This window comes from Kaistella faecalis (assembly GCF_019195395.1).
GTDB lineage: Bacteria > Bacteroidota > Bacteroidia > Flavobacteriales > Weeksellaceae > Kaistella > Kaistella faecalis.
In genome coordinates this window covers 2,486,469-2,505,245 of sequence record NZ_CP078067.1, presented here as the reverse complement: position 1 = coordinate 2,505,245, position 18,777 = coordinate 2,486,469, and the positions used below count along the sequence as shown (strand labels likewise).

Below are 18,777 nucleotides of genomic sequence, written 5' to 3'. Positions count from 1 at the left end.
ACACACTTTATAGAAAGTGTGTTTTGCTTATTTTTTTAGAAGTTTTAATGTTTAACATCAGCTAAAACTTCCGGATTATGTTTATGTTTGAACATTATCGCAAATAATACTGCAACTACCAATGCGTAAACCGCAAAAATCAGCCAGATTTCATGCCACATTTTATCACCGTTTGGCAGGGTAAAGTAATTCTGTATCATCCAGCCGCTCACCAAACTTCCCATGATCGCGCCAAAACCATTGGTCATCATCATAAACAAGCCCTGTGCAGAAGATCTGATCTTATAATCGGTAGTGGTTTCTACGAAAAGTGACCCTGAAATATTAAAGAAATCAAAAGCCATCCCGTAAACGATGCATGAAAGAATAATTAATCCTAAACCAAATCCGACAGGTACGCCATAAGCAAACAAACCAAAACGAAGTACCCATGCAAACATGGAAATAAGCATCACATTTTTAATTCCATATCTTTTAAGGAAGAAGGGAATCGCGAGAATGAAAAGTGTTTCTGAAATCTGCGATATCGACATAATTAATGTGGATCTTTTCACTACAAAACTTTCAGCATATTCAGGGATTTTACCGAAATCTGAAAGGTAAGTATCTCCGTACATGTTGGTCAACTGCAAAGCTGCACCCAGGAAAAGTGAAAAAAGAAAGAACAGCGCCATTTTATAATCCTTTAAAAGGGAAAAGGCATTCAGACCCAATTTTTCCGTCCATGTTGCATCCTTCGAAATTAAATTCTGAGGTGGGCATTTTGGCAAGGTAAAGGCATAAATACCCAAAATAATGGCAAAAACTGCAGCAATATAAAACTGGTTTCCGGAATCCTTGTTGCCCGACAGATTGGTAATCCACATCGCCGCAATAAAACCTATCGTACCCCAAACCCTGATCGGCGGAAAAACTTTCACCACGTCAAAGTTATTGTTCTTCAGAATGTAGTATGCAATTGAATTAGAAAGGGAAATAGTAGGCATATAAAACATCATCGCCAATAGCATGACCCAGAAAAAATTATCCGGTGTGGTAATTTGCGGGAGAAAGAATAGCGTGATTCCGTACAGAATGTGCAAAATTCCGTAAAGCCTTTCAGCGTTTATCCACCTGTCTGCGATAATTCCTGTTAAAGCAGGCATAATAATCGAAGCGATTCCCAATGTGGCAAAAACTTTTCCAAATTCTTCGCCACCCCATTGTTTTGTTCCGAACCAATATACGCCAATCGTAATCAGCCAGGCTCCCCACACAAAAAACTGCAGAAAACTAACAATGGTAAGTCGTAATTTTAAATTCATAGTTTAATTATCAATATTATTCAATCTTCTTGTTTCTCTTTTTTATTTCCTGCTGCAGCTCCATTGCGGCATCAAAATCCTCATCCTTCACAGCATCTTCAAGAAGTTTCTGAAGATCTTCTAAGGTAAGCGATGCCAAATCACCTTCGGCTATCACTTCTTCACTTCCCTCTATGGAAGGTTCATCCAGCTCCAAAAGAATTCCTGCTTCGCTTAAAACCTGCGGCGTTGTATAAATAGGCGCATCAAAACGAACTGCCATCGCTACAGCATCGGAAGTTCTTGCATCCATAATTAGTTCCTCGTTATTGGCTTTGTTCTTAAAATTTATATTTGAAAAAAAAACACCGTCGATGATCTGATAAATGATCACTGATACCAGTTCATAATTTGTAATCGCTACAAATTTTGCAAATAAATCATGGGTGAGCGGACGTGGCGGATGTATATCTTTTTCTAATCCTAAAGAAATTGACTGTGCTTCGAAATTTCCTATTACTACGGGTAATTTTACGTTGGTTTCCTCATGTTCCAAAAGGAGCGCGTAAGCTCCGGATTGTGTTTGGCTGTAAGAAATTCCGCGTATGATTAATCTTTTGTAATCCATAGCTACAAATATAATTGATTTTTTAGATTTGAGATTTACTTTCAGTACTTTTAATGAAATATATCATTAAAAAAACGGCAATCATTCACTAGGTTTCGGGAATATTATTCAGATTAATATCAATCCGGAAAACACTGCCTGTTTCAGTGCTCAATTTGGTGAATTTTGCATTCATGAAACGAATCCTTGAGTCGATATTTCCCAACCCGATGCCCTTGCCGTTCTTGGTCATTACAAAGCCTTTGCCATCGTCGCGTACTGTTACAGTAATGTATGGATGATGGTGAATAACCTCTACAAGAGCATTTCCGGCTTCGGCGTGTTTGATGATGTTATTTACCAGTTCCTGAACGATCCGGTAAATATGAGTTTCAATTACACTGCTGAGATCGATGCGCTCACCGGCAAATTTAAAAGCGACTGGAATACCGTAGATATTTTCGATTTTCATACAGTAATTTTCCAACGCGGCGATCAAACCGAAATTCGTAATTGAAGAAGGCGAAAGATTGTGTGAAATTTCCCTGATCTGGATGCAGGCTTTGTCGATAATTTTAGTAACCTCATGCAAAACATTTTCATTTTCAGGCAATTGATTATTGAGCCTTAAGTAAGCGAGATTAAATTTTATCGCAGACAAATCCCCGGCAATGCCATCATGCAGTTCCTCGGCCATTCTTTTTCTTTCCTTTTCTTCGCCTTCCAGCAATCCGTGGAGTTTGCTGATCTGCTGCTGATGCCTGTGTTTGGTGACCGTAAAATTTACCCTGTTGCGTTCGTCGTTAATCAGTTTTACTTTATGAGCTAATCCCAAACTAAAAAAAATGGTTTCGAGGATATTACCGACAAAGAAAAATTTAATGGGATCCTTGCTATGGAGCGATGGTATAAAGGTTCCCGCTAAAGCCATTAATGCACAGCACACAAAGAGTGAAACCCCAATAAGGAAAAAGAATTTATGTTTTCCGGAACGGTGAATTGCCTTTATCAGCGTTAGTACAAATATTACAAGCATTACCGGGATAAAGAGATAGATATACAATGTTGTAAAAAGATCTGAATTTTTCATGGCAAAGCATAAGACTGCAAACCCAAAAAACAGATAGGCAAGAAATTTTATAACCCAGAGAGATCTTTTAAAATATTTCTTGGCATTCTTCTCAAAATCTAAAAAATAGAAAGCAAAGACTGAATAAAAACTGTAAAAAACAATCTGAATAAAAAAGTTAAGAATCTGCACAAAAACGATCCCGTCTGTATGACCAAGAAGACGGATCATTAACCCCTGAAATCCATAATAAATATCATCGGAGCGGCTTAGAACATAGATGATAAGGAAGATGTTGTAAAGGCCGTAGTATTTAAAACTTTTTTCGCGCAGGTATAAAAAAATCACTCCACTGACAATAATAAAAAGCAGCTGAAAAGAAATAGACATGTTCCAGACAAACATTTCCATCTTAATAATTTTAACTGAAAAAACAGTTTGCAAAGTAAAATTACATTTTTTTTTGCTCGATACGTTAAAGTGGCAAACTTTAATCAAAAACAAGGAACAAAAAAAGCGCCGAAAAAACCGGCGCTTTCTAACAACTACTAAAGCTGAAAATTATCCTTTCAATGCTTTTATTTTCTGGTTAAGGGCCGGAATAATCTGGAACGCATCACCTACCACACCGTAATCTGCGGATTTAAAGAATGGGGCTTCCGGATCACTGTTGATCACTACAATCGTTTTCGAAGAGTTTACACCCGCCAAATGCTGAATCGCTCCCGAAATTCCTATTGCGATGTAAAGATTCGGTGCAATTGCCTTACCTGTTTGTCCTACGTGCTCAGAATGAGGTCTCCAACCAATATCAGAAACAGGTTTGGAACATGCTGTTGCTGCCCCTAAAGTGTTGGCAAGATCTTCGATCATTACCCAGTTTTCAGGACCTTTCATTCCACGGCCTGCAGAAACTACAACTTCAGCTTCTTTCAGATCCAGTTTCCCAGAACTCTGTTCGTGGGAAAGAACTTTGGTATCCTCATTAACGACCGTTAAATTTTTCACTTCCTCAGTTCCGGCAACTGAATTTTCCTTCACACCGAAAGCATTCTGCGAAACAGTTACAATAACTCCCGCTGCATCAGCTTTTGCGTGCATGAATCCTTTACCTGAAAATGCTCTTCTTTTCACCTGGAAAGGAGTAATACTTTCAGGAGCTTCCAGAACGTTGGTAATTAAAGAATAATTCTTCATAATCACCAACATAGGCGCAATAGAAGAAGCATCTGTGGTGTGTGGAAAAACCAGTATATTACCGTCTGCAACTTCATTTACTGCCTGTGCGTAAGCTTTAGCACTGAAATTTTTCAGACCCTCATCTTTGATACTGATGACTTTTTCTGCGCCATATTTATACAAAAGATCTGACGAATCTGTAGGATTTACGGAAATTGCTGTCACGGTTTCTCCCAACTTATCAGCAACTGCTTTTGCATAAGAAACTGCTTCGAAAGCGGCTTTCTTGTAAACTCCGTTTATATTTTCTGCATATACGAATACTGCCATTTTTTTTAATTTTAAATGTTGAAATTAGATTAAATCACCTTAGCCTCTTCGTGAAGCAATCTCACCAACTCGTCCAGGTTATCTGGAGTCACCATCTTCACAGCAGCTCTAGCCGGAACCGAGTCGTAGGAAACACCCTGTACTTTAACTTCAGAACCTGCTGGCTCCTGAATATGAAGCGGTTTTGTTCTTGCAGACATAATACCTCTCATGTTCGGGATGATTAAATCTTTTTCATCAACCATACCTTTCTGTCCCGCGATTACCGCTGGTAATTTCACAGAAATGGTTTCTTTACCCCCTTCAATTTCTCTTACTGCAGTAACTTCAGTACCATTCACTTCCAAACCAACGCATGCATTTACAAAGGGATGGTTCAATAACTGTGCTACCATTCCCGGTACAGCACCACCGTTATAATCAATAGATTCTTTACCGCAAAGGATTAAATCGTAACCACCATTTCTCGCAATATTCGCGATTTCAGTAGCAACCGAAAAACTGTCTTTAGCTTCCGTATTTACTCTTATTGCATCAGTTGCTCCAATTGCGAGAGCTTTTCGGATCACGGGTTCAGTAGCTGCGTCTCCAACATTGGCTACGGTAACTGTTGCTCCCAGAGATTCCTGCAATTTAACCGCTTTGGTTAGAGAGAATTCATCTAAAGGATTGATTACCCATTGAATTCCGTTTTTGTCGAAAGCAGACTTGTCTGCTGTAAAATTAATTTTTGAAGTAGTATCTGGAACACTACTGATACAAACTAATATTTTCATGTGTTAATTATTTTTAATTATTGGTTTTTAGCCATAACATTACTGCACAAAACTACCTGAGTAATTTTCGCTAAGATAAAAAATAAAATGTTATGCATGCATAGTATTAATCAAAATTTGATATTTCATACATAATTAACTGTTTGGTTTAGAAGGTCTGATCTCGATCTTACTCGGCAGAGTACGCGGATTCATTTTAAAAATATCCAAAACCAGCTCACCGAGATCTTCAGGCTGAATTTTCCAGGCGTCTTTTTCAGAAGGTTCGTTGCCGTTGAAATTCGTCGAAACTGAACCCGGCATAATAGTAGAAACTTTGATGTTATATTTTCTTAAGTCAATCATCGCAGCCTGCGTAAAACCTACCACACCAAATTTAGAAGCGTTGTATCCCGAGCCGTTTTCAAAGAAATTGGTTCCGGCCAGACTTGCAATGCTGATAAAATATCCCTCCGTATTTTTAAGTGATGGAATTGCGGCTTTCAACGTATGAAAAACACCTTTGAGATTAGTATCAATCATGTCGTTCCAGTCTTCAAGAGAAAGTTCATCTACGGGTTTAAATACACCGAGGCCTGCATTGGCAATAACATAATCGAGACGACCGAACTTTTTAATAATTTCTGCCACGGCATTTTTTTCATCTTCAAAATTCTTAACGTCGGACGCTATTCCGAAGACTTTTGTGTCATCTTCTGATAAAATTCTCGCTGCTTCTTCCGCATCTTCCTGCTTTCTACCAGAAACGGCAATTCTGATGCCGTTTTTAAGTAAAACCTGTGCAATACCGAAACCAATTCCTTTGGTTCCTCCTGTAATATAAGCTACTTTTTCATTCATATTTAGTGATTTAAAATATTAAAAAAATGCCCCTGAAGAGGCATTTTTATGGCTTACGATTTCGCGTAATTTTCAAAGAAAAGAGGAATACTTTCAATTCCCTTATAAAAATTATAGAGTCCATAGTGCTCATTTGGCGAGTGAATCGCATCAGAATCTAACCCGAAGCCCATCAAAACTGATTTGGCTCCCAGAACCTGCTCGAACATCGCTGTAATCGGAATACTCCCACCACTTCTGTACGGAAGCACTTCTTTACCAAAAGCGGTTTCCATTGCTTTTCTGGCTGCAGCAAACTCTTTGGTGTCGCTTGGCAAAACGTAAGGCATGCCGCCATGGTGAGGATTTACCTTCACTTTTACATTTGCCGGAGCAATTTTTTCAAAATATTTAGTGAATTTCTCGGTGATTTCGTCTGGAGTCTGGTAAGGAACCAAACGCATGGAAATTTTAGCAAATGCTTTGCTTGGAATTACGGTTTTTGCGCCTTCTCCTGTATAACCGCCCCAAATTCCGTTGCAGTCTAAAGTCGGACGGATGGAAGTTCTCTCTAAAGTTGTATATCCTTTTTCCCCTTCTACTCCATTCAATCCGATAGATTTTTTGAAGCCTTCCGGATCGTCTTTCAATTTATTCATTTCCGCTCTTTCCTCATCAGAGACAACGTCTACATTGTCATAAAAACCGTCAATCGTAATGTGACCGTTCTCGTCAATAAGATTTGCTATCATTCGCGAAAGCACGTGGATCGGATTAGGAACAGCTCCACCATATAATCCGGAATGTAAATCCCTGTTGGGTCCTTCTACTTCAACTTCCACATAACTCAAACCTCGCAAGCCGGTTGTTACCGTTGGCTGCTCATTAGAATAAATATGAGTATCTGAAATTAAGATCGTATCGCAGGCTAACTTTTCGGTGTTTTCTTTTACAAAACCTTCCAGACTTTTAGAACCAACTTCTTCTTCGCCCTCCAAAATAAACTTCACATTACACGGCAATGTATTGGTCTTCATCATCGCTTCAAAAGCTTTTACATGCATGAAAAACTGGCCCTTGTCATCTGCAGAACCTCTAGCGAAAATCGCGCCTTCAGGATGAAGCGGAGTTTTCTCAATATATGGCTCAAAAGGCGGTTTTGTCCATAACTCAAGCGGATCCGGCGGCTGTACGTCGTAATGACCATATACAAGTACAGTCGGTAAATTTTTATCTATGATTTTTTCTCCGTAAACGATAGGATAACCTTTGGTCGGGCAAACTTCAACATGATCTGCACCAGCAGTTTTAAGATGCTTGGCAACTTCATCAGCGCATTTCAGCACTTCATCTTTGTATGCAGGATCTGCAGAGATTGATGCAATCTTCAGCAGCTCAAAGAGTTCATCAACATACCGCTGTTTATTTTCGTTGATGTAATTTAGGGTTTCTTGCATTTTATTTTTGCTTAAATTATTAAAAATCGAATCATGTAAAAATAAAAAAAATGTCCTGCATAAGCAAGACATCTTCTTCTTTTATATAATACAGCCTACTATTTAACGGCTGTTTTAGTACTGTCTGCAGTAATTTTAACTTCTGTAACTTCAGCAGTTCTTACTGAGTCCTGTGGAGTTGCTGTTGCTTCTACTGTTGCGGCAGGAGTTTCAACATGGCTTCCCTGAACATCTTCAGTATATCTGTCGGCACCTTCTTCCATCTTCAAAACGCCTTTGTTAGAACCCGCCTGAATTTTTTTGCAGCTCACCACAAAACTTGCCAAAGCAAAAACTAAAATAACTTTTTTCATAAGTAATATCTATTTTTTTAAGTTTTTATGCAATCACTCAATTCCTGCCATGACCAGCATTTACAATTCGTGGCGATTTCATAATTTTTTTATGGCCCAAAAGTAAGAAATATTACGTTTTGCCCCAAATATTTAAAAGATTATTCAACAGATCTTAAAATAATTTTTCCTTTGTGGCTTTGTGTGAATATCAGATAATTATTTCCGCCATCAGAAATTTTATATTTCTTCTTAATTTCATCGGGTGACAGCGGGTAGTTTTTTGAAATGATATTATATTTTTCGCCCTTTTTAATCATTTTAGGTTCCAAAACTTCAACTTTCATTATTCTTCCGGGAAAATCCTTTGACAATTCTTCGGAAGTATAAAAATGGGTATTTGGATGAAGCTTGAAAAGTTGAAAACGGTTTGCAACGACATTGAATGCCCCGGACTTTAAAACGGAGTTATTCGGCAAATAAAGAAAGTTCAGCGGTTCAGCAAACTGGGCAACTGCAGTTCTTTCATCGTGATATGAAAACGAAAAGTCCGGATCTGTGCTTTCAAGATTAATGCAGCCGATTTGTACCGTACTATTCTGATTTTCCCGAGAAATCAATACAATCAGTTCCTTTACCTCATTTTTCACCGCGATGATTTGAATTTCCGAGACATTTTTCAGCACAGAAATCAGGTAAGAAATATCAATAAGCGGCGAAAGTTTGATAAGAATCTGATCTGAAATTCTGCAGAGTTTCTCCTGAATTTCCAACAAATTAGGTGACAAATCTTCGAGCAGAAATTTTTTGTTTTTCTGCGCATCCCGCCGCGCTGGATCAAGGTAAACCAAATCAAATTTTCCGGTGTTTTCCTTTAGAAAATCCTCTAAATTTTTATTGATGAAATTCGCGCTTCTGTCAAGAATTTTCCAATTGTGTTTTACCGTTTCCAGAAGCTCAGTATTTTGTTCTACAAGGGTAACATCATCAAAATTTTCAGAAAGAAAGTAAGCATCAATGCCAAATCCTGAAGTGAGATCAAGAAAACTTTTTGCTTTAAGATTTTTTGCTTTAAATTCTGCGGTAGCCTGAGACGAAGCCTGTTCCAGATTAAGATTTGGCGGAAAAACAATTCCTTCCCGAAGCAGAAAGGGAAACTTTTTCTGGGCAACCTTTTTTCCTTTGATCTGCTGCACAATTTCCTGCATCGATACTTCCGGGAATGGTGATTTTTTCAGTAACAAAGAATGCAAATCAGCGGTGAGATTTGCATTGATATATTTTTGAATTTCTTCAGTAAGAAGAAGTTGGTTTACTTCTGATTTCATTTCACTTATTCGAACATTTCAGCCCACCGAACCGGTTTAATCACTGATGAATCGTAAAGATCTTCCAGAGATCTGGTTTTTTCATGTTTCGGATAAAGATTTACACCAATGAGTTTTATTTTGCCTTCCTCAACCCAATTCTGTTCCGCAACAGCCTGATTATAGATTAATTGTTGCAACTCACCGGATTTCAGATTTGCGCAGTACCCGCCTCTATTCTCGATTTCTAAAAATAATTTCCAGGAATTTTCTGCAAACTGTTGGGTAATATTTTCAATATAATAACTGCCGTTTCCACCGTCATCAAAAACATTAATAATGCTTTCGTAAGCGAGAACAATCTGCTGTTTAAAAGAAATTTCTTCGGAAAGCGAAGTCGCGTTTTCAATCCTGAAATCATTGCTGAACACGGCATCTGCGCCGCCAATCATTGCCGCCGAAAGCTCAAGTGTTGAACGGATCAGGTTATTCTCAGGATCATTTTTGGATTTATTCCGAAAGGAATTTTCCACGAATATATACGGAATTTCATCTTTCCCGAATTCCTTTGACAGCTGATTAAAAACGAGTTTGAATGCCCTGATTTTTGCCATTTCAAAGAAATAGTTAGCCCCGACAGCAAAACGAAAAACGAGCTTACTCAAGATTTCTTCACCGAAAGTTTCGGTAAGATCTTTGGTTTTTGCCAGTGCAAAAGCGAGCTGCTGAACCATTGAAGCTCCGGAATTTTGGTGAAGCGCCACATCAACGCAGATGTTTCTTTCGAAATCTTTAGCGAGTAACTCTTTACCGAGCTGTTCATTCAATTCAGAATTCTCTTCAGAAAATATATCGATGAGCGAAAGATAGCGGTTATTTTCCTCGGCGGAGATATGTTCTGCAAGATCTTTATTGTTGATAAAAAGAACTTTTTCGTCGAGATTTTCCACGTTTTTATCGAGAAGAAAGGCGAACACATTTTCTTCCAGATCTTCGCGGTATCTAGCGACCAACTGGGTTGATTCTTCCACTTTCGGTAAGTTGGCAAGTGGTCTTTCAACCGAAGCGTAATATGGTTTTACCGTAATTCCTTCGAGATTTTCTTTCGAAAGAACCTCATAGATATCTTCGGTTTTAAGTTGTTTCCGAACAGTGTTTTCCCAGTCTGAAAGTGTTGTTTTTGTGAACATTCTACTGTGTTTTCGTAATATTCGTGCTGTCTACCACCAAAATAAAGATTTCTTCATTAGGTTTCTTCATGAAATAATTTTCGCGGGCAAATTTTTCCTTTTCCGATTTATTATTCATGAGTTTTTTGTAGAACGCATCATTTTTCTGATATTCTTCTTTATAGTATGCGAGCTGTCTTTCATATTTCTTTATTTCCCCATTCATTTCGTTGATAACGAGAAATGAAGTGCTGTCGAAAAAAACCATCCATCCTAAAAAAAGGAAAATGGTAATAAAATATTTATTCAGGACATATTTCTGAATGAACTTTAGCGTCGGTGTTTTCGGCTTTATGTCCTTGATCAGCTCTTTCATAATCAATGTGTTTTTTTCAGCGTATTATTGATTACTGTTGAAAGGAAATCAATCGCCACGGTATTCTGTTTCATATTGGGAACAATAAGATCCGCTTCGTTTTTTGAGGGTTCTATGAATTCCATATGCATTGGTTTCAGTGTGGTCTGGTAGCGGTGTAACACTTCCTGCAGATCGCGGCCTCTTTCCTGTGTATCACGGCGGATTCTACGGATCAGTCTTTCATCAGAATCTGCATGTACAAAGACTTTCAGGTCATACTCTTTTAAGAGTTCGGGATTTGTGAGCACAAGAATTCCCTCCACAATCAATACATTTTTGGGTTCAATCTGCACATGATCTCCAGTTCTTGAATGGGTTACAAATGAGTAAATAGGCTGATCAATAGCTACCCCGTTTTTCAGCGCTTTAACGTGTGAAATCAACAGTTCGAAATCAATTGATTTCGGGTGATCATAGTTCAAAACTTCGCGCTCGGATAAAGTAAGCTGCTGGTTATCATGATAATAATTGTCCTGAGAAAGAACGTTAACACCTTCCACATTAAGTTGCTGTAGAATTTTGTTTACAACGGTAGTTTTTCCGGAGCCTGTTCCTCCTGCAATTCCGATAACGAGCATAGATTTTAATTTCTGCAAATATAAGATTATGTACGGGTTTTAATAAAAATTCGGGTTAAGAATTTAAATTAATTTCATTAAGAATCACCCTTTTCTCTCTATTCCAAACACATAATAAACCACGGCCAGAACGCGTGCCAAAAATTCTCGCGACTGGTTGCGGTAATAACTCTGGTTGCTCAAAACATCCTGTGCATCGAATCCCAACGCATTCATATCATTATTTCTGGCATAAAAAAGCGCGCGAAGATTATGAAATCCCTGCGAAACAATAATCACATCATTCTTTTGATAGATGTTTTTGCAGTTGCTTATGCTGGTTTGGGTCTTAAACCCTTTTGGATCTTCAATAATGATACGTTCTGGAACGCCTTCCTGATAAATCAAATAATTTTTCATGGCAAAAGGTTCATCGTAACCGGAACTTTTCTCGCCGCTAACGATAATTTTTTTGATTTTGCCGTGGTGATAGAGCAAAGCAGCAGCGTCCATCCGAGAGGTAAAGTATGGGTTTGAAACGCCGGATTTCATTTTTGGTGATGTTCCCAAAACCAGCGCGACTTCTCGCGGTGGAATTTTCGAAATCCGGGTGTAAGTCCGGCCGTTGGTTAAGGCGTAAACCCATACGTTTGCTAAAATCATCAGCAAAAGGGCCATTTCAACCAACGTGAAAAAAGACTTTAATATGTATAAGATTCTCTTCAAATTCTGCTTTAAATCAAATCAAAATTAACCTTTATTTTTTTACTCAACACTACAGACATGCAGGCTAGAATTTTTCCTGAAGCTTCTTCCTTTTCAGTTAAATATTCATTTTCGAGCAGTTCAACTTCTCCTTCTTCCAGCATACATTCGCAGCTGCCGCATATTCCCGATTTACAGGAATAAGGCACCGGAAATCCCTGAATCAACAGTTGCTGCAGAAGTTTTATCTCATTATGTTCTAAAGTCGTCGAATACTTGTGGTTGAAAAGTTTAAAATCCACTTCAATATTCTCAATCCGCGGAAAATCTTTTTCCTGAGGATAAATATCTTCATTATACTCTTCGAAAAGTTCAAAATGAATATTTTTCTTTGGAATTCCGTTATTGTAGCAGGCATTGGCAAGGGATTTTATCATTTCACCTTTTCCGCAAATCAGCACTTCATCTACCGCGTCCCAAATTGTGCTTTCTTCATCGGTATCATCCAAATGAAGAATTTGGTTGATGATTAATTTCAATTTTCTTTCATCCAACCTGCCGTGAAATAAATTATCTGACGTGGGTTCCTGAGAAAAGAAATAAAAAATCTGCAGACGCTCGCCATATTTTTTGGCTAAGGCATCCAATTCGTTTTTAAAAGCAATTTCTTCAGACTTGCGGTTTCCGTAAAACAGGAAAAGTCGGGTTCTCGGTTCGCTATGAAGAATATTCTTGAAATGACTGAGTAAAGGAGTAATCCCAATTCCGCCTCCAAAACCAATGATCGTACGGAATTCATGCGGCTTCGAAATCAAGGTAAAACGGCCCTTCGGTTCGGAAACTTCAACTTCATCACCCACTTCAAATCCCTCATATAAATCTTTGGTAGAACTTTCGTCGTTATTGATTTTAATTCCAAGTGCAATCTTTTCCTCAAACGGTGCGGAAGTCATTGAAAAATCATTCTGAAAAACTTCTCCTTTTGAAAGATATCTTACGGTAACATATTGTCCGGCTTCAAACTGATAATTTAATTTGAAGGCTTCCGGAATTTCAAATTCCAACGCAAAAGTGTTTTTGGTAAGTTGTTGCTTTTTCGCTAATTTTAGCCGGTGAAATTCTGCCTGCTTCGCTTTGGGTAATCGTTTTTCCATATCAAATATCCTTCAAAAATAATAAAAATAAAATGAAAAAATTCCTTCTGAGCACGATGATTTTGGTTGCTTTTACCGCTTGTAAAAAAGAAAGTAAAATTACCGAAAATACCGACACTACTCCTGCTGATTCAGTTACTGTTCCGGAATCCAACGAGATTTCTGAGGCAGTTATTCCCTTCAAGCAGATCGAATTAAGCCCCGAAGAAACTTCTGAAATCCTTGCTAAAAAAGATAATGACACTTTATACGTAACCAACTTTTTCGCGACATGGTGCGGACCGTGCATGCGGGAAATGCCGCATTTTAAAGAAAAAATAGAAGAACTGAAATCGCAGCCCGTGAAGTTTACCTTTGTTGGACTTGATCCGCGGGAAGACTGGGAAACCAAAGTGAAGGCATTTGCTGAAGAAAATAACCTTTCTAAACATATCGTTCTCGTTGACGGACAAAAACTTACACCAGAGTTTTTTCCTAAAAACTTCAAGCAGTGGGACGGCGGTTCTATTCCCTTCACCTTTATGAGAAAAGGCGATAAAACCGACGAGACCATCGGAATGATGAGCAAAGAAATGCTGGACGGGAAAATAAGCTCATTTAAATAAATTCCGAGTTTTTAGAAACCTTCCGGGCTTGTTATAATGTCCAAAAAATTTAAGATCATAAGCTTATTCATAGCGCTCGGAATTCTAATTTCGGTCGCAGTTAATCTGAACATTGGCTTCATGAAATTGGGCTTTCTGGATTTTGTTTCTTCCAATTTTGAGCATTCTCAGATTGCGCAGCTTCGCATCAACCGCGTTTTGGCAATGGCATTAGCGGGAATTGCAATTCCCACTTCCGGCTTCCTTTTGCAGGAATATTTTCAGAATCCGTTAGCCGGCCCTTCGGTTTTAGGAATTACATCGGTAGCCAGTCTGAGCGTTGCTTTCTATATATTTTTCGCACAGAATTTTGTGCTTCCTGAGTTTTTTCAGAACAGTTTTCTCAGCATTTCAGCGATTGCCGGAAGTTTAGTTTTAATGATGATTCTGCTGGCTTTTTCGGGCAGATTTCAGGATAAGTCTTTCCTTATAATTTTCGGGTTTTTGGTTTCTGCTTTAGCAGGAGCAGTAGTATCAATTCTTCAGTTTTATGCAGAAAACCAAAGTCTAAAGAACTATATTCTCTGGAGTTTCGGGGCAAACAATCAGGTTTCCACTAATCAGATTTGGGTTCTGGGCATTATTGTAATCATTGGTTTATTTTTAGGATTTAAATCGATAAAGCCTCTCATTGGGAATTCTCTCGGAACCGCCTACGCACAAAGTTTAGGGGTAAATCTGAACCAGTTGAAGCTATTTATAATCGTTGCATCTTCGGTACTTTCTGCTTCAGTAACAGCGTTTTTAGGACCTATCCTGTTTATTGGCATTGTCGTTCCCCATTTCTGCAGAATGATTTATAATCCTGCAAAACTTTGGCAGCAGTGGATCTTAAACATGATTTTAGGAATTTTAATTATGGAATTCTTCTCCATCATTTCAGAAACCACGCAGTTTCCCCTCAATGTAATTACTTCTCTGTTCGGAATTCCGGTGATTTTGGCCATGATGATGAATAACAAAAAAGCAGCATAGAAATGTTTCTGGAGCTTAAAAATACAACATTCGGTTACAAAAATCCTTTAATCCAGGAAGTTGAAACGGGTCTGCAATTAGGAGAAACCTGCTTGCTCATAGGCAATAACGGAGTCGGGAAAACTACTTTGATCAAAAGTATTCTCAACCAGATTCCGGTTTTGGACGGAGAAATACGGCTTCAGAACAAACAGATTAAAGATCTTTCCAACAAAGAAATCGCAGAACAGGTTGCCGTGGTTTTTTCTAAATCGCAGATACCGGCAAATTATACGCTCACAGACCTTATAGCGTTAGGAAAATACATTCATTATCCTTACTATTTTGAATTAACTGATGAAGATAAAGTTGAAGTTGAGGAGATTATCTACAGTTTAAATCTAAGCCAGTATACAAATTTTCCGTTACAGAAACTCTCTGACGGAAATCTCCAAAAAGCATTTATCGGAAGGGCTTTGGCGCAAAACTCGCCTATGATTATTCTCGATGAACCTACCACGCATTTGGATGAGGAAAACAAAATTATTATTCTGAAACTGCTTAGAAAACTTGCCAAAACACGGAATAAACTTATCCTGTTTTCGTCGCACGATTGGCGCTTATCAAAAGAATTTGCCGATAAAATCTGGCTTGTAAATGACGGAATTTTGGACGCCGGAATTACTGAAGATATCCTGCTGAAACATGATGAACTTCTAAACCCAAATATATTTCACGTGAACGAAGGTTTTGTTCCGCCACAGATTATTTCACCGGCATTGCACAAGGAAATGCTCTATTCTTTCCTCCAAAAAAATGCATCAAAAAACCTTTCAACACTAAAATTTGAATTTATCGATCCTTTTTGGTTAATATCAGGTCCAGATTTTCAACAAAAATGCGGTTCCTTTAGCGAAGTAGCAGATTTAATTGCAAACATCGGATAATTCGACATTTACAGAATGTGTTTAAAGTATTATGCATGCATAGCATTATGTAAGCCATATCAATTATTAAACTAATAATCAAGCACTTACTGATTAATCCAAAAATACTATGCATGCATAGTATTTTTTGTTATATTTGTGTAAATCACAACTTATAGCCCCATGGAACACAAAAATATTGAAAGAGTTGAAAATATTGACCTTATTTTAAAATCAACCTGGCTTGCGGTTTCAAAAATGTATTCTGAATTCGCTCAGGATCACGATGCAACTGCAGTTCAAGCACTTACACTTCTCAAAATCGATCCAAAGGAAGGTACGCGAAGCACTAACCTCGGACCTAAAATGGCCATCGAGCCTACGTCTTTAACAAGAATCATCAAACTTTTAGAAGATAACGGTTATATCTACAAAGAAAAAACACCTACCGACAAAAGAGAGGTCATCATTAAACTGACAGATAAAGGACTGAACAGCAGAAATCTTTCAAAAGAAGTAGTGGTAAACTTTAACCGTAAAGTGGTGGAAAAAATTCCCGCTGAAAAAATGGAAATATTTAAGGAGGTAATGCACGACATTCTGAAGATTGCCAACGATTTAAACAATAAAAATAAAGCATGAAACCGAAAGGTTGCATCCTGAAACGATAATAACTAAAAATTAAGAGATGAAAAGAAGAATCAAACATGTTACGGTTCTTGGTTCAGGAATAATGGGTTCGGGCATCGCTGCGCACTTCGCCAACATTGGTGTAGAAGTACTTTTGCTCGATATTATTCCTTTTGAACTTACGGAAGCCGAACAGAAAAAGGGTCTAAGCAAAGAAGACAAATCCGTGAGAAACAGAATCGCGGCCGAAAACTTCGAGAAGCTTAAAAAAGCCAGTCCGGCACTTTTGTATTCACCGAAATTTGCAGACAGAATCACCGTCGGAAACTTTGATGATGATCTTAAGAAAATCAAAAATACCGACTGGATTATCGAGGTTGTTGTAGAAAGACTCGACATCAAGAAATCGGTTTACGAAAAAATTGAACAGTTCAGAAAACCCGGAACTTTAATTTCTTCCAACACTTCCGGAATCCCAATTCACTTCCTAATTGAAGGTAGAAGCGATGATTTCAAGAAATATTTCGCCGGAACGCACTTCTTCAACCCTGTAAGATATCTTCCTTTGCTGGAAGTTATACCAACTCCGGAAACCGATCCTGAAATCGCTAAATTCTATATGGATTACGGCGCTAAATTCTTAGGAAAAACAACTGTTTTAGCCAAAGACACTCCTGCATTTATCGCCAACAGAATCGGAGTTTTCTCTATGATGAACCTTCTTCACGAGGTAAAAGGTTTAGGACTGAATGTAACCGATATTGATAAATTAACCGGTCCGGTAATCGGCCGTCCGAAATCTGCAACTTTCAGAACTGCTGACGTTGTAGGTCTTGACACTTTAGTTCACGTGGCAAACGGTGTCCGTCAGAGCGGCGCTGAAGCCAATGATTTCAACAATGTTTTTGCGCTTCCTGATTATATCCAGAAAATGATGGATAATAACTGGTTGGGATCAAAATCTCAGCAGGGATTCTACAAGAAAACTAAAAACGCTGAGGGTAAATCTGAAATTCACGGATTGAATCTGGATACCATGGAGTACGAACTTCAGGGCAAATCCAGCTTCCCTACTCTGGAGCTTACCAAAAATATCGACAAACCCCTTGACCGTTTTAAAGTACTGATCGGAGGAAAAGATAAAGCAGGCGAATTGTACAGAAAATCCCTCGGAGCTTTATTCGCATATGTTTCGCACAAAGTCCCTGAAATTTCTGACGAAGTTTATAAAATAGATGACGCAATGCGGGCAGGTTTCGGCTGGGAAAACGGACCTTTCGAAATTTGGGATGCAGTGGGAGTTCAGAAAGGAATCGATCTGGCTAAAGAAGCAGGTTATGAAGTTTCTGACTGGGTTAAAAATGTTGAAACCTTCTATAAAGTTAACGACGAAGGCCAAAGTATTTATTTCGATAAAAACTCAGGAAACTACAGCAATATTCCAGGTCAGGAAGCATTTATCATTCTTGATAATATCAGAAAAAATAAAACCCTTTGGAGCAATTCAGGTTCTGCGATTCAGGATTTAGGTGACGGAATCATCAATTTTGAAATCCGTTCCAAAATGAATTCTTTGGGCGGGGAAGTTTTAGATGGTTTGAACAGAGCAATCGATTTAGCAGAAAAAGAATACGACGGATTAGTCATCGGAAATCAGGGCGCAAATTTCTCAGTGGGAGCGAATTTAGCAATGATTTTAATGATGGCGATAGAACAGGATTGGGATGATTTGAATATGGCAATCGCCTACTTCCAGAAATCCATGATGAGAGTTCGCTATTCCTCAATTCCTGTTGTTGTTGCTCCTCATGGAATGACTTTAGGCGGCGGTTGCGAAATGACAATGCATGCCGACAAAGTGGTTGCAGCTGCAGAAACTTATATCGGACTGGTTGAAACCGGCGTTGGTGTAATTCCTGGCGGTGGCGGTACCAAAGAATTCGCGATCAGAACTTCAAGGGAATTCCACAGCGATGATGTTAAAAACAACCGTCTCCGAGATGCTTTCATGAATATCGCGATGGGTAAAGTGGCAACTTCTGCTTACGAAGCTTACGATATGGGAATTTTAGAAAACCATAAGGACATCGTAGTCGTGAACAAAAACACCCAGATTCTGGAAGCTAAAAAAGTGGCTAAACTGATGGCAGATCAGGGTTACACCCAGCCGATCGAACAGAAAGTAAAAGTTCTTGGAAAAGACGCTCTCGGAATGTTCTATGTTGGAACTGACCAAATGCTGACCGGAAAATACATTTCTGAGCACGACAAAAAGATTGCCGACAAACTTGCCAACGTTCTGGTAGGCGGAAATCTTTCCGAACCAACCGTAGTTACCGAGCAGTATTTACTGAACCTTGAAAGAGAAACTTTCCTTCAGCTTTGTGGTGAAAGAAAAACTTTGGAAAGAATTCAGTATATGTTACAGAATGGAAAACCGTTGAGAAACTAATTTTAAAAT

19 protein-coding genes are annotated in these 18,777 nt (G+C 38.5%); 5 read left to right on the top strand and 14 right to left on the bottom strand.

All coding sequences use genetic code 11. The features are described 5' to 3' along the window. Positions 1–44: 44 nt before the first annotated feature. The 14 genes from KTV93_RS11770 to KTV93_RS11705 all read right to left on the bottom strand — a co-directional run bounded on the left by KTV93_RS11770 (position 45) and on the right by KTV93_RS11705 (position 13,162). Positions 45–1,304 carry a nucleoside permease gene (locus KTV93_RS11770; protein WP_218249159.1) on the bottom strand — a complete coding sequence of 420 codons (1,260 nt, stop codon included), beginning with the start codon at positions 1,302–1,304 and terminating at the stop codon, positions 45–47. A 16-nt stretch (positions 1,305–1,320) separates the two neighbouring features. Beyond that, the gene (locus KTV93_RS11765) at positions 1,321–1,911 is read right to left on the bottom strand and encodes a bifunctional nuclease family protein (protein ID WP_218249158.1); all 591 of its coding nucleotides are present in this window, start codon (positions 1,909–1,911) and stop codon (positions 1,321–1,323) included. A gap of 88 nt (positions 1,912–1,999) precedes the next feature. Beyond that, positions 2,000–3,370: a sensor histidine kinase gene (locus KTV93_RS11760; RefSeq protein ID WP_218249157.1), complete on the bottom strand. Its 1,371-nt coding sequence runs from the start codon at positions 3,368–3,370 to the stop codon at positions 2,000–2,002. Positions 3,371–3,520: 150 nt separating this feature from the next. Continuing rightward, positions 3,521–4,468, bottom strand: a complete 948-nt coding sequence (locus tag KTV93_RS11755; RefSeq protein ID WP_218249156.1) for an electron transfer flavoprotein subunit alpha/FixB family protein — start codon at positions 4,466–4,468, stop codon at positions 3,521–3,523. Between the two features lie 29 nt (positions 4,469–4,497). After that, positions 4,498–5,244 (bottom strand): electron transfer flavoprotein subunit beta/FixA family protein, encoded by a 747-nt coding sequence (locus KTV93_RS11750; protein ID WP_218249155.1) that lies wholly within the window; start codon positions 5,242–5,244, stop codon positions 4,498–4,500. Positions 5,245–5,379: 135 nt separating this feature from the next. Beyond that, positions 5,380–6,084, bottom strand: coding sequence for an SDR family oxidoreductase (locus KTV93_RS11745; RefSeq protein ID WP_218249154.1), 705 nt, complete (start codon positions 6,082–6,084; stop codon positions 5,380–5,382). 53 nt (positions 6,085–6,137) lie between these two features. Next, complete coding sequence (locus KTV93_RS11740) at positions 6,138–7,520, bottom strand: dipeptidase (protein ID WP_218249153.1); 1,383 nt, start codon at positions 7,518–7,520, stop codon at positions 6,138–6,140. 98 nt (positions 7,521–7,618) lie between these two features. Next, positions 7,619–7,873 (bottom strand): hypothetical protein, encoded by a 255-nt coding sequence (locus KTV93_RS11735; protein WP_218249152.1) that lies wholly within the window; start codon positions 7,871–7,873, stop codon positions 7,619–7,621. 140 nt (positions 7,874–8,013) lie between these two features. Then, positions 8,014–9,180, bottom strand: coding sequence for a class I SAM-dependent methyltransferase (locus KTV93_RS11730; protein WP_218249151.1), 1,167 nt, complete (start codon positions 9,178–9,180; stop codon positions 8,014–8,016). A 5-nt stretch (positions 9,181–9,185) separates the two neighbouring features. Further along, entirely contained in the window at positions 9,186–10,349 is a 1,164-nt protein-coding gene (locus KTV93_RS11725) for a methylmalonyl-CoA mutase family protein (protein WP_218249150.1), read from the bottom strand. A 1-nt stretch (position 10,350) separates the two neighbouring features. Next, positions 10,351–10,704, bottom strand: coding sequence for an FtsB family cell division protein (locus tag KTV93_RS11720; protein ID WP_218249149.1), 354 nt, complete (start codon positions 10,702–10,704; stop codon positions 10,351–10,353). 2 nt (positions 10,705–10,706) lie between these two features. Beyond that, the gene (gene udk / locus KTV93_RS11715; RefSeq protein ID WP_218250541.1) at positions 10,707–11,324 is read right to left on the bottom strand and encodes a uridine kinase; all 618 of its coding nucleotides are present in this window, start codon (positions 11,322–11,324) and stop codon (positions 10,707–10,709) included. Between the two features lie 84 nt (positions 11,325–11,408). Continuing rightward, on the bottom strand, positions 11,409–11,966 hold the full coding sequence (locus KTV93_RS11710; protein WP_218250540.1) for a SanA/YdcF family protein: 558 nt from the start codon (positions 11,964–11,966) through the stop codon (positions 11,409–11,411). A 71-nt stretch (positions 11,967–12,037) separates the two neighbouring features. After that, positions 12,038–13,162 carry a 2Fe-2S iron-sulfur cluster-binding protein gene (locus KTV93_RS11705; protein ID WP_218249148.1) on the bottom strand — a complete coding sequence of 375 codons (1,125 nt, stop codon included), beginning with the start codon at positions 13,160–13,162 and terminating at the stop codon, positions 12,038–12,040. Between the two features lie 32 nt (positions 13,163–13,194). Between KTV93_RS11705 and KTV93_RS11700 the strand changes: the two genes are divergently transcribed. From KTV93_RS11700 to KTV93_RS11680, 5 genes are all read left to right on the top strand, one after another. Beyond that, positions 13,195–13,767 carry a TlpA family protein disulfide reductase gene (locus tag KTV93_RS11700; RefSeq protein WP_218249147.1) on the top strand — a complete coding sequence of 191 codons (573 nt, stop codon included), beginning with the start codon at positions 13,195–13,197 and terminating at the stop codon, positions 13,765–13,767. A gap of 36 nt (positions 13,768–13,803) precedes the next feature. Beyond that, positions 13,804–14,781 carry an iron ABC transporter permease gene (locus KTV93_RS11695; protein ID WP_218249146.1) on the top strand — a complete coding sequence of 326 codons (978 nt, stop codon included), beginning with the start codon at positions 13,804–13,806 and terminating at the stop codon, positions 14,779–14,781. Positions 14,782–14,783: 2 nt separating this feature from the next. Next, a complete protein-coding gene (locus tag KTV93_RS11690; protein WP_218249145.1) occupies positions 14,784–15,707 on the top strand; it encodes an ABC transporter ATP-binding protein in 924 nt (307 codons plus the stop codon). A 162-nt stretch (positions 15,708–15,869) separates the two neighbouring features. Beyond that, entirely contained in the window at positions 15,870–16,328 is a 459-nt protein-coding gene (locus tag KTV93_RS11685) for a MarR family winged helix-turn-helix transcriptional regulator (RefSeq protein WP_218249144.1), read from the top strand. Between the two features lie 46 nt (positions 16,329–16,374). Further along, entirely contained in the window at positions 16,375–18,768 is a 2,394-nt protein-coding gene (locus tag KTV93_RS11680; RefSeq protein ID WP_218249143.1) for a 3-hydroxyacyl-CoA dehydrogenase/enoyl-CoA hydratase family protein, read from the top strand. The last annotated feature ends 9 nt before the right edge of the window (positions 18,769–18,777 follow it).

Excerpts from the sequence above, each read along its gene's own strand:
- KTV93_RS11770 (WP_218249159.1), bottom strand. The coding sequence starts at position 1,304 with ATGAATTTAAAATTACGACTTACCATTGTTAGTTTTCTGCAGTTTTTT.
- KTV93_RS11765 (WP_218249158.1), bottom strand. The coding sequence starts at position 1,911 with ATGGATTACAAAAGATTAATCATACGCGGAATTTCTTACAGCCAAACA.
- KTV93_RS11760 (WP_218249157.1), bottom strand. The coding sequence starts at position 3,370 with ATGGAAATGTTTGTCTGGAACATGTCTATTTCTTTTCAGCTGCTTTTT.
- KTV93_RS11755 (WP_218249156.1), bottom strand. The coding sequence starts at position 4,468 with ATGGCAGTATTCGTATATGCAGAAAATATAAACGGAGTTTACAAGAAA.
- KTV93_RS11750 (WP_218249155.1), bottom strand. The coding sequence starts at position 5,244 with ATGAAAATATTAGTTTGTATCAGTAGTGTTCCAGATACTACTTCAAAA.
- KTV93_RS11745 (WP_218249154.1), bottom strand. The coding sequence starts at position 6,084 with ATGAATGAAAAAGTAGCTTATATTACAGGAGGAACCAAAGGAATTGGT.
- KTV93_RS11740 (WP_218249153.1), bottom strand. The coding sequence starts at position 7,520 with ATGCAAGAAACCCTAAATTACATCAACGAAAATAAACAGCGGTATGTT.
- KTV93_RS11735 (WP_218249152.1), bottom strand. The coding sequence starts at position 7,873 with ATGAAAAAAGTTATTTTAGTTTTTGCTTTGGCAAGTTTTGTGGTGAGC.
- KTV93_RS11730 (WP_218249151.1), bottom strand. The coding sequence starts at position 9,180 with ATGAAATCAGAAGTAAACCAACTTCTTCTTACTGAAGAAATTCAAAAA.
- KTV93_RS11725 (WP_218249150.1), bottom strand. The coding sequence starts at position 10,349 with ATGTTCACAAAAACAACACTTTCAGACTGGGAAAACACTGTTCGGAAA.
- KTV93_RS11720 (WP_218249149.1), bottom strand. The coding sequence starts at position 10,704 with ATGAAAGAGCTGATCAAGGACATAAAGCCGAAAACACCGACGCTAAAG.
- udk (WP_218250541.1), bottom strand. The coding sequence starts at position 11,324 with ATGCTCGTTATCGGAATTGCAGGAGGAACAGGCTCCGGAAAAACTACC.
- KTV93_RS11710 (WP_218250540.1), bottom strand. The coding sequence starts at position 11,966 with ATGATTTTAGCAAACGTATGGGTTTACGCCTTAACCAACGGCCGGACT.
- KTV93_RS11705 (WP_218249148.1), bottom strand. The coding sequence starts at position 13,162 with ATGGAAAAACGATTACCCAAAGCGAAGCAGGCAGAATTTCACCGGCTA.
- KTV93_RS11700 (WP_218249147.1), top strand. The coding sequence starts at position 13,195 with ATGAAAAAATTCCTTCTGAGCACGATGATTTTGGTTGCTTTTACCGCT.
- KTV93_RS11695 (WP_218249146.1), top strand. The coding sequence starts at position 13,804 with ATGTCCAAAAAATTTAAGATCATAAGCTTATTCATAGCGCTCGGAATT.
- KTV93_RS11690 (WP_218249145.1), top strand. The coding sequence starts at position 14,784 with ATGTTTCTGGAGCTTAAAAATACAACATTCGGTTACAAAAATCCTTTA.
- KTV93_RS11685 (WP_218249144.1), top strand. The coding sequence starts at position 15,870 with ATGGAACACAAAAATATTGAAAGAGTTGAAAATATTGACCTTATTTTA.
- KTV93_RS11680 (WP_218249143.1), top strand. The coding sequence starts at position 16,375 with ATGAAAAGAAGAATCAAACATGTTACGGTTCTTGGTTCAGGAATAATG.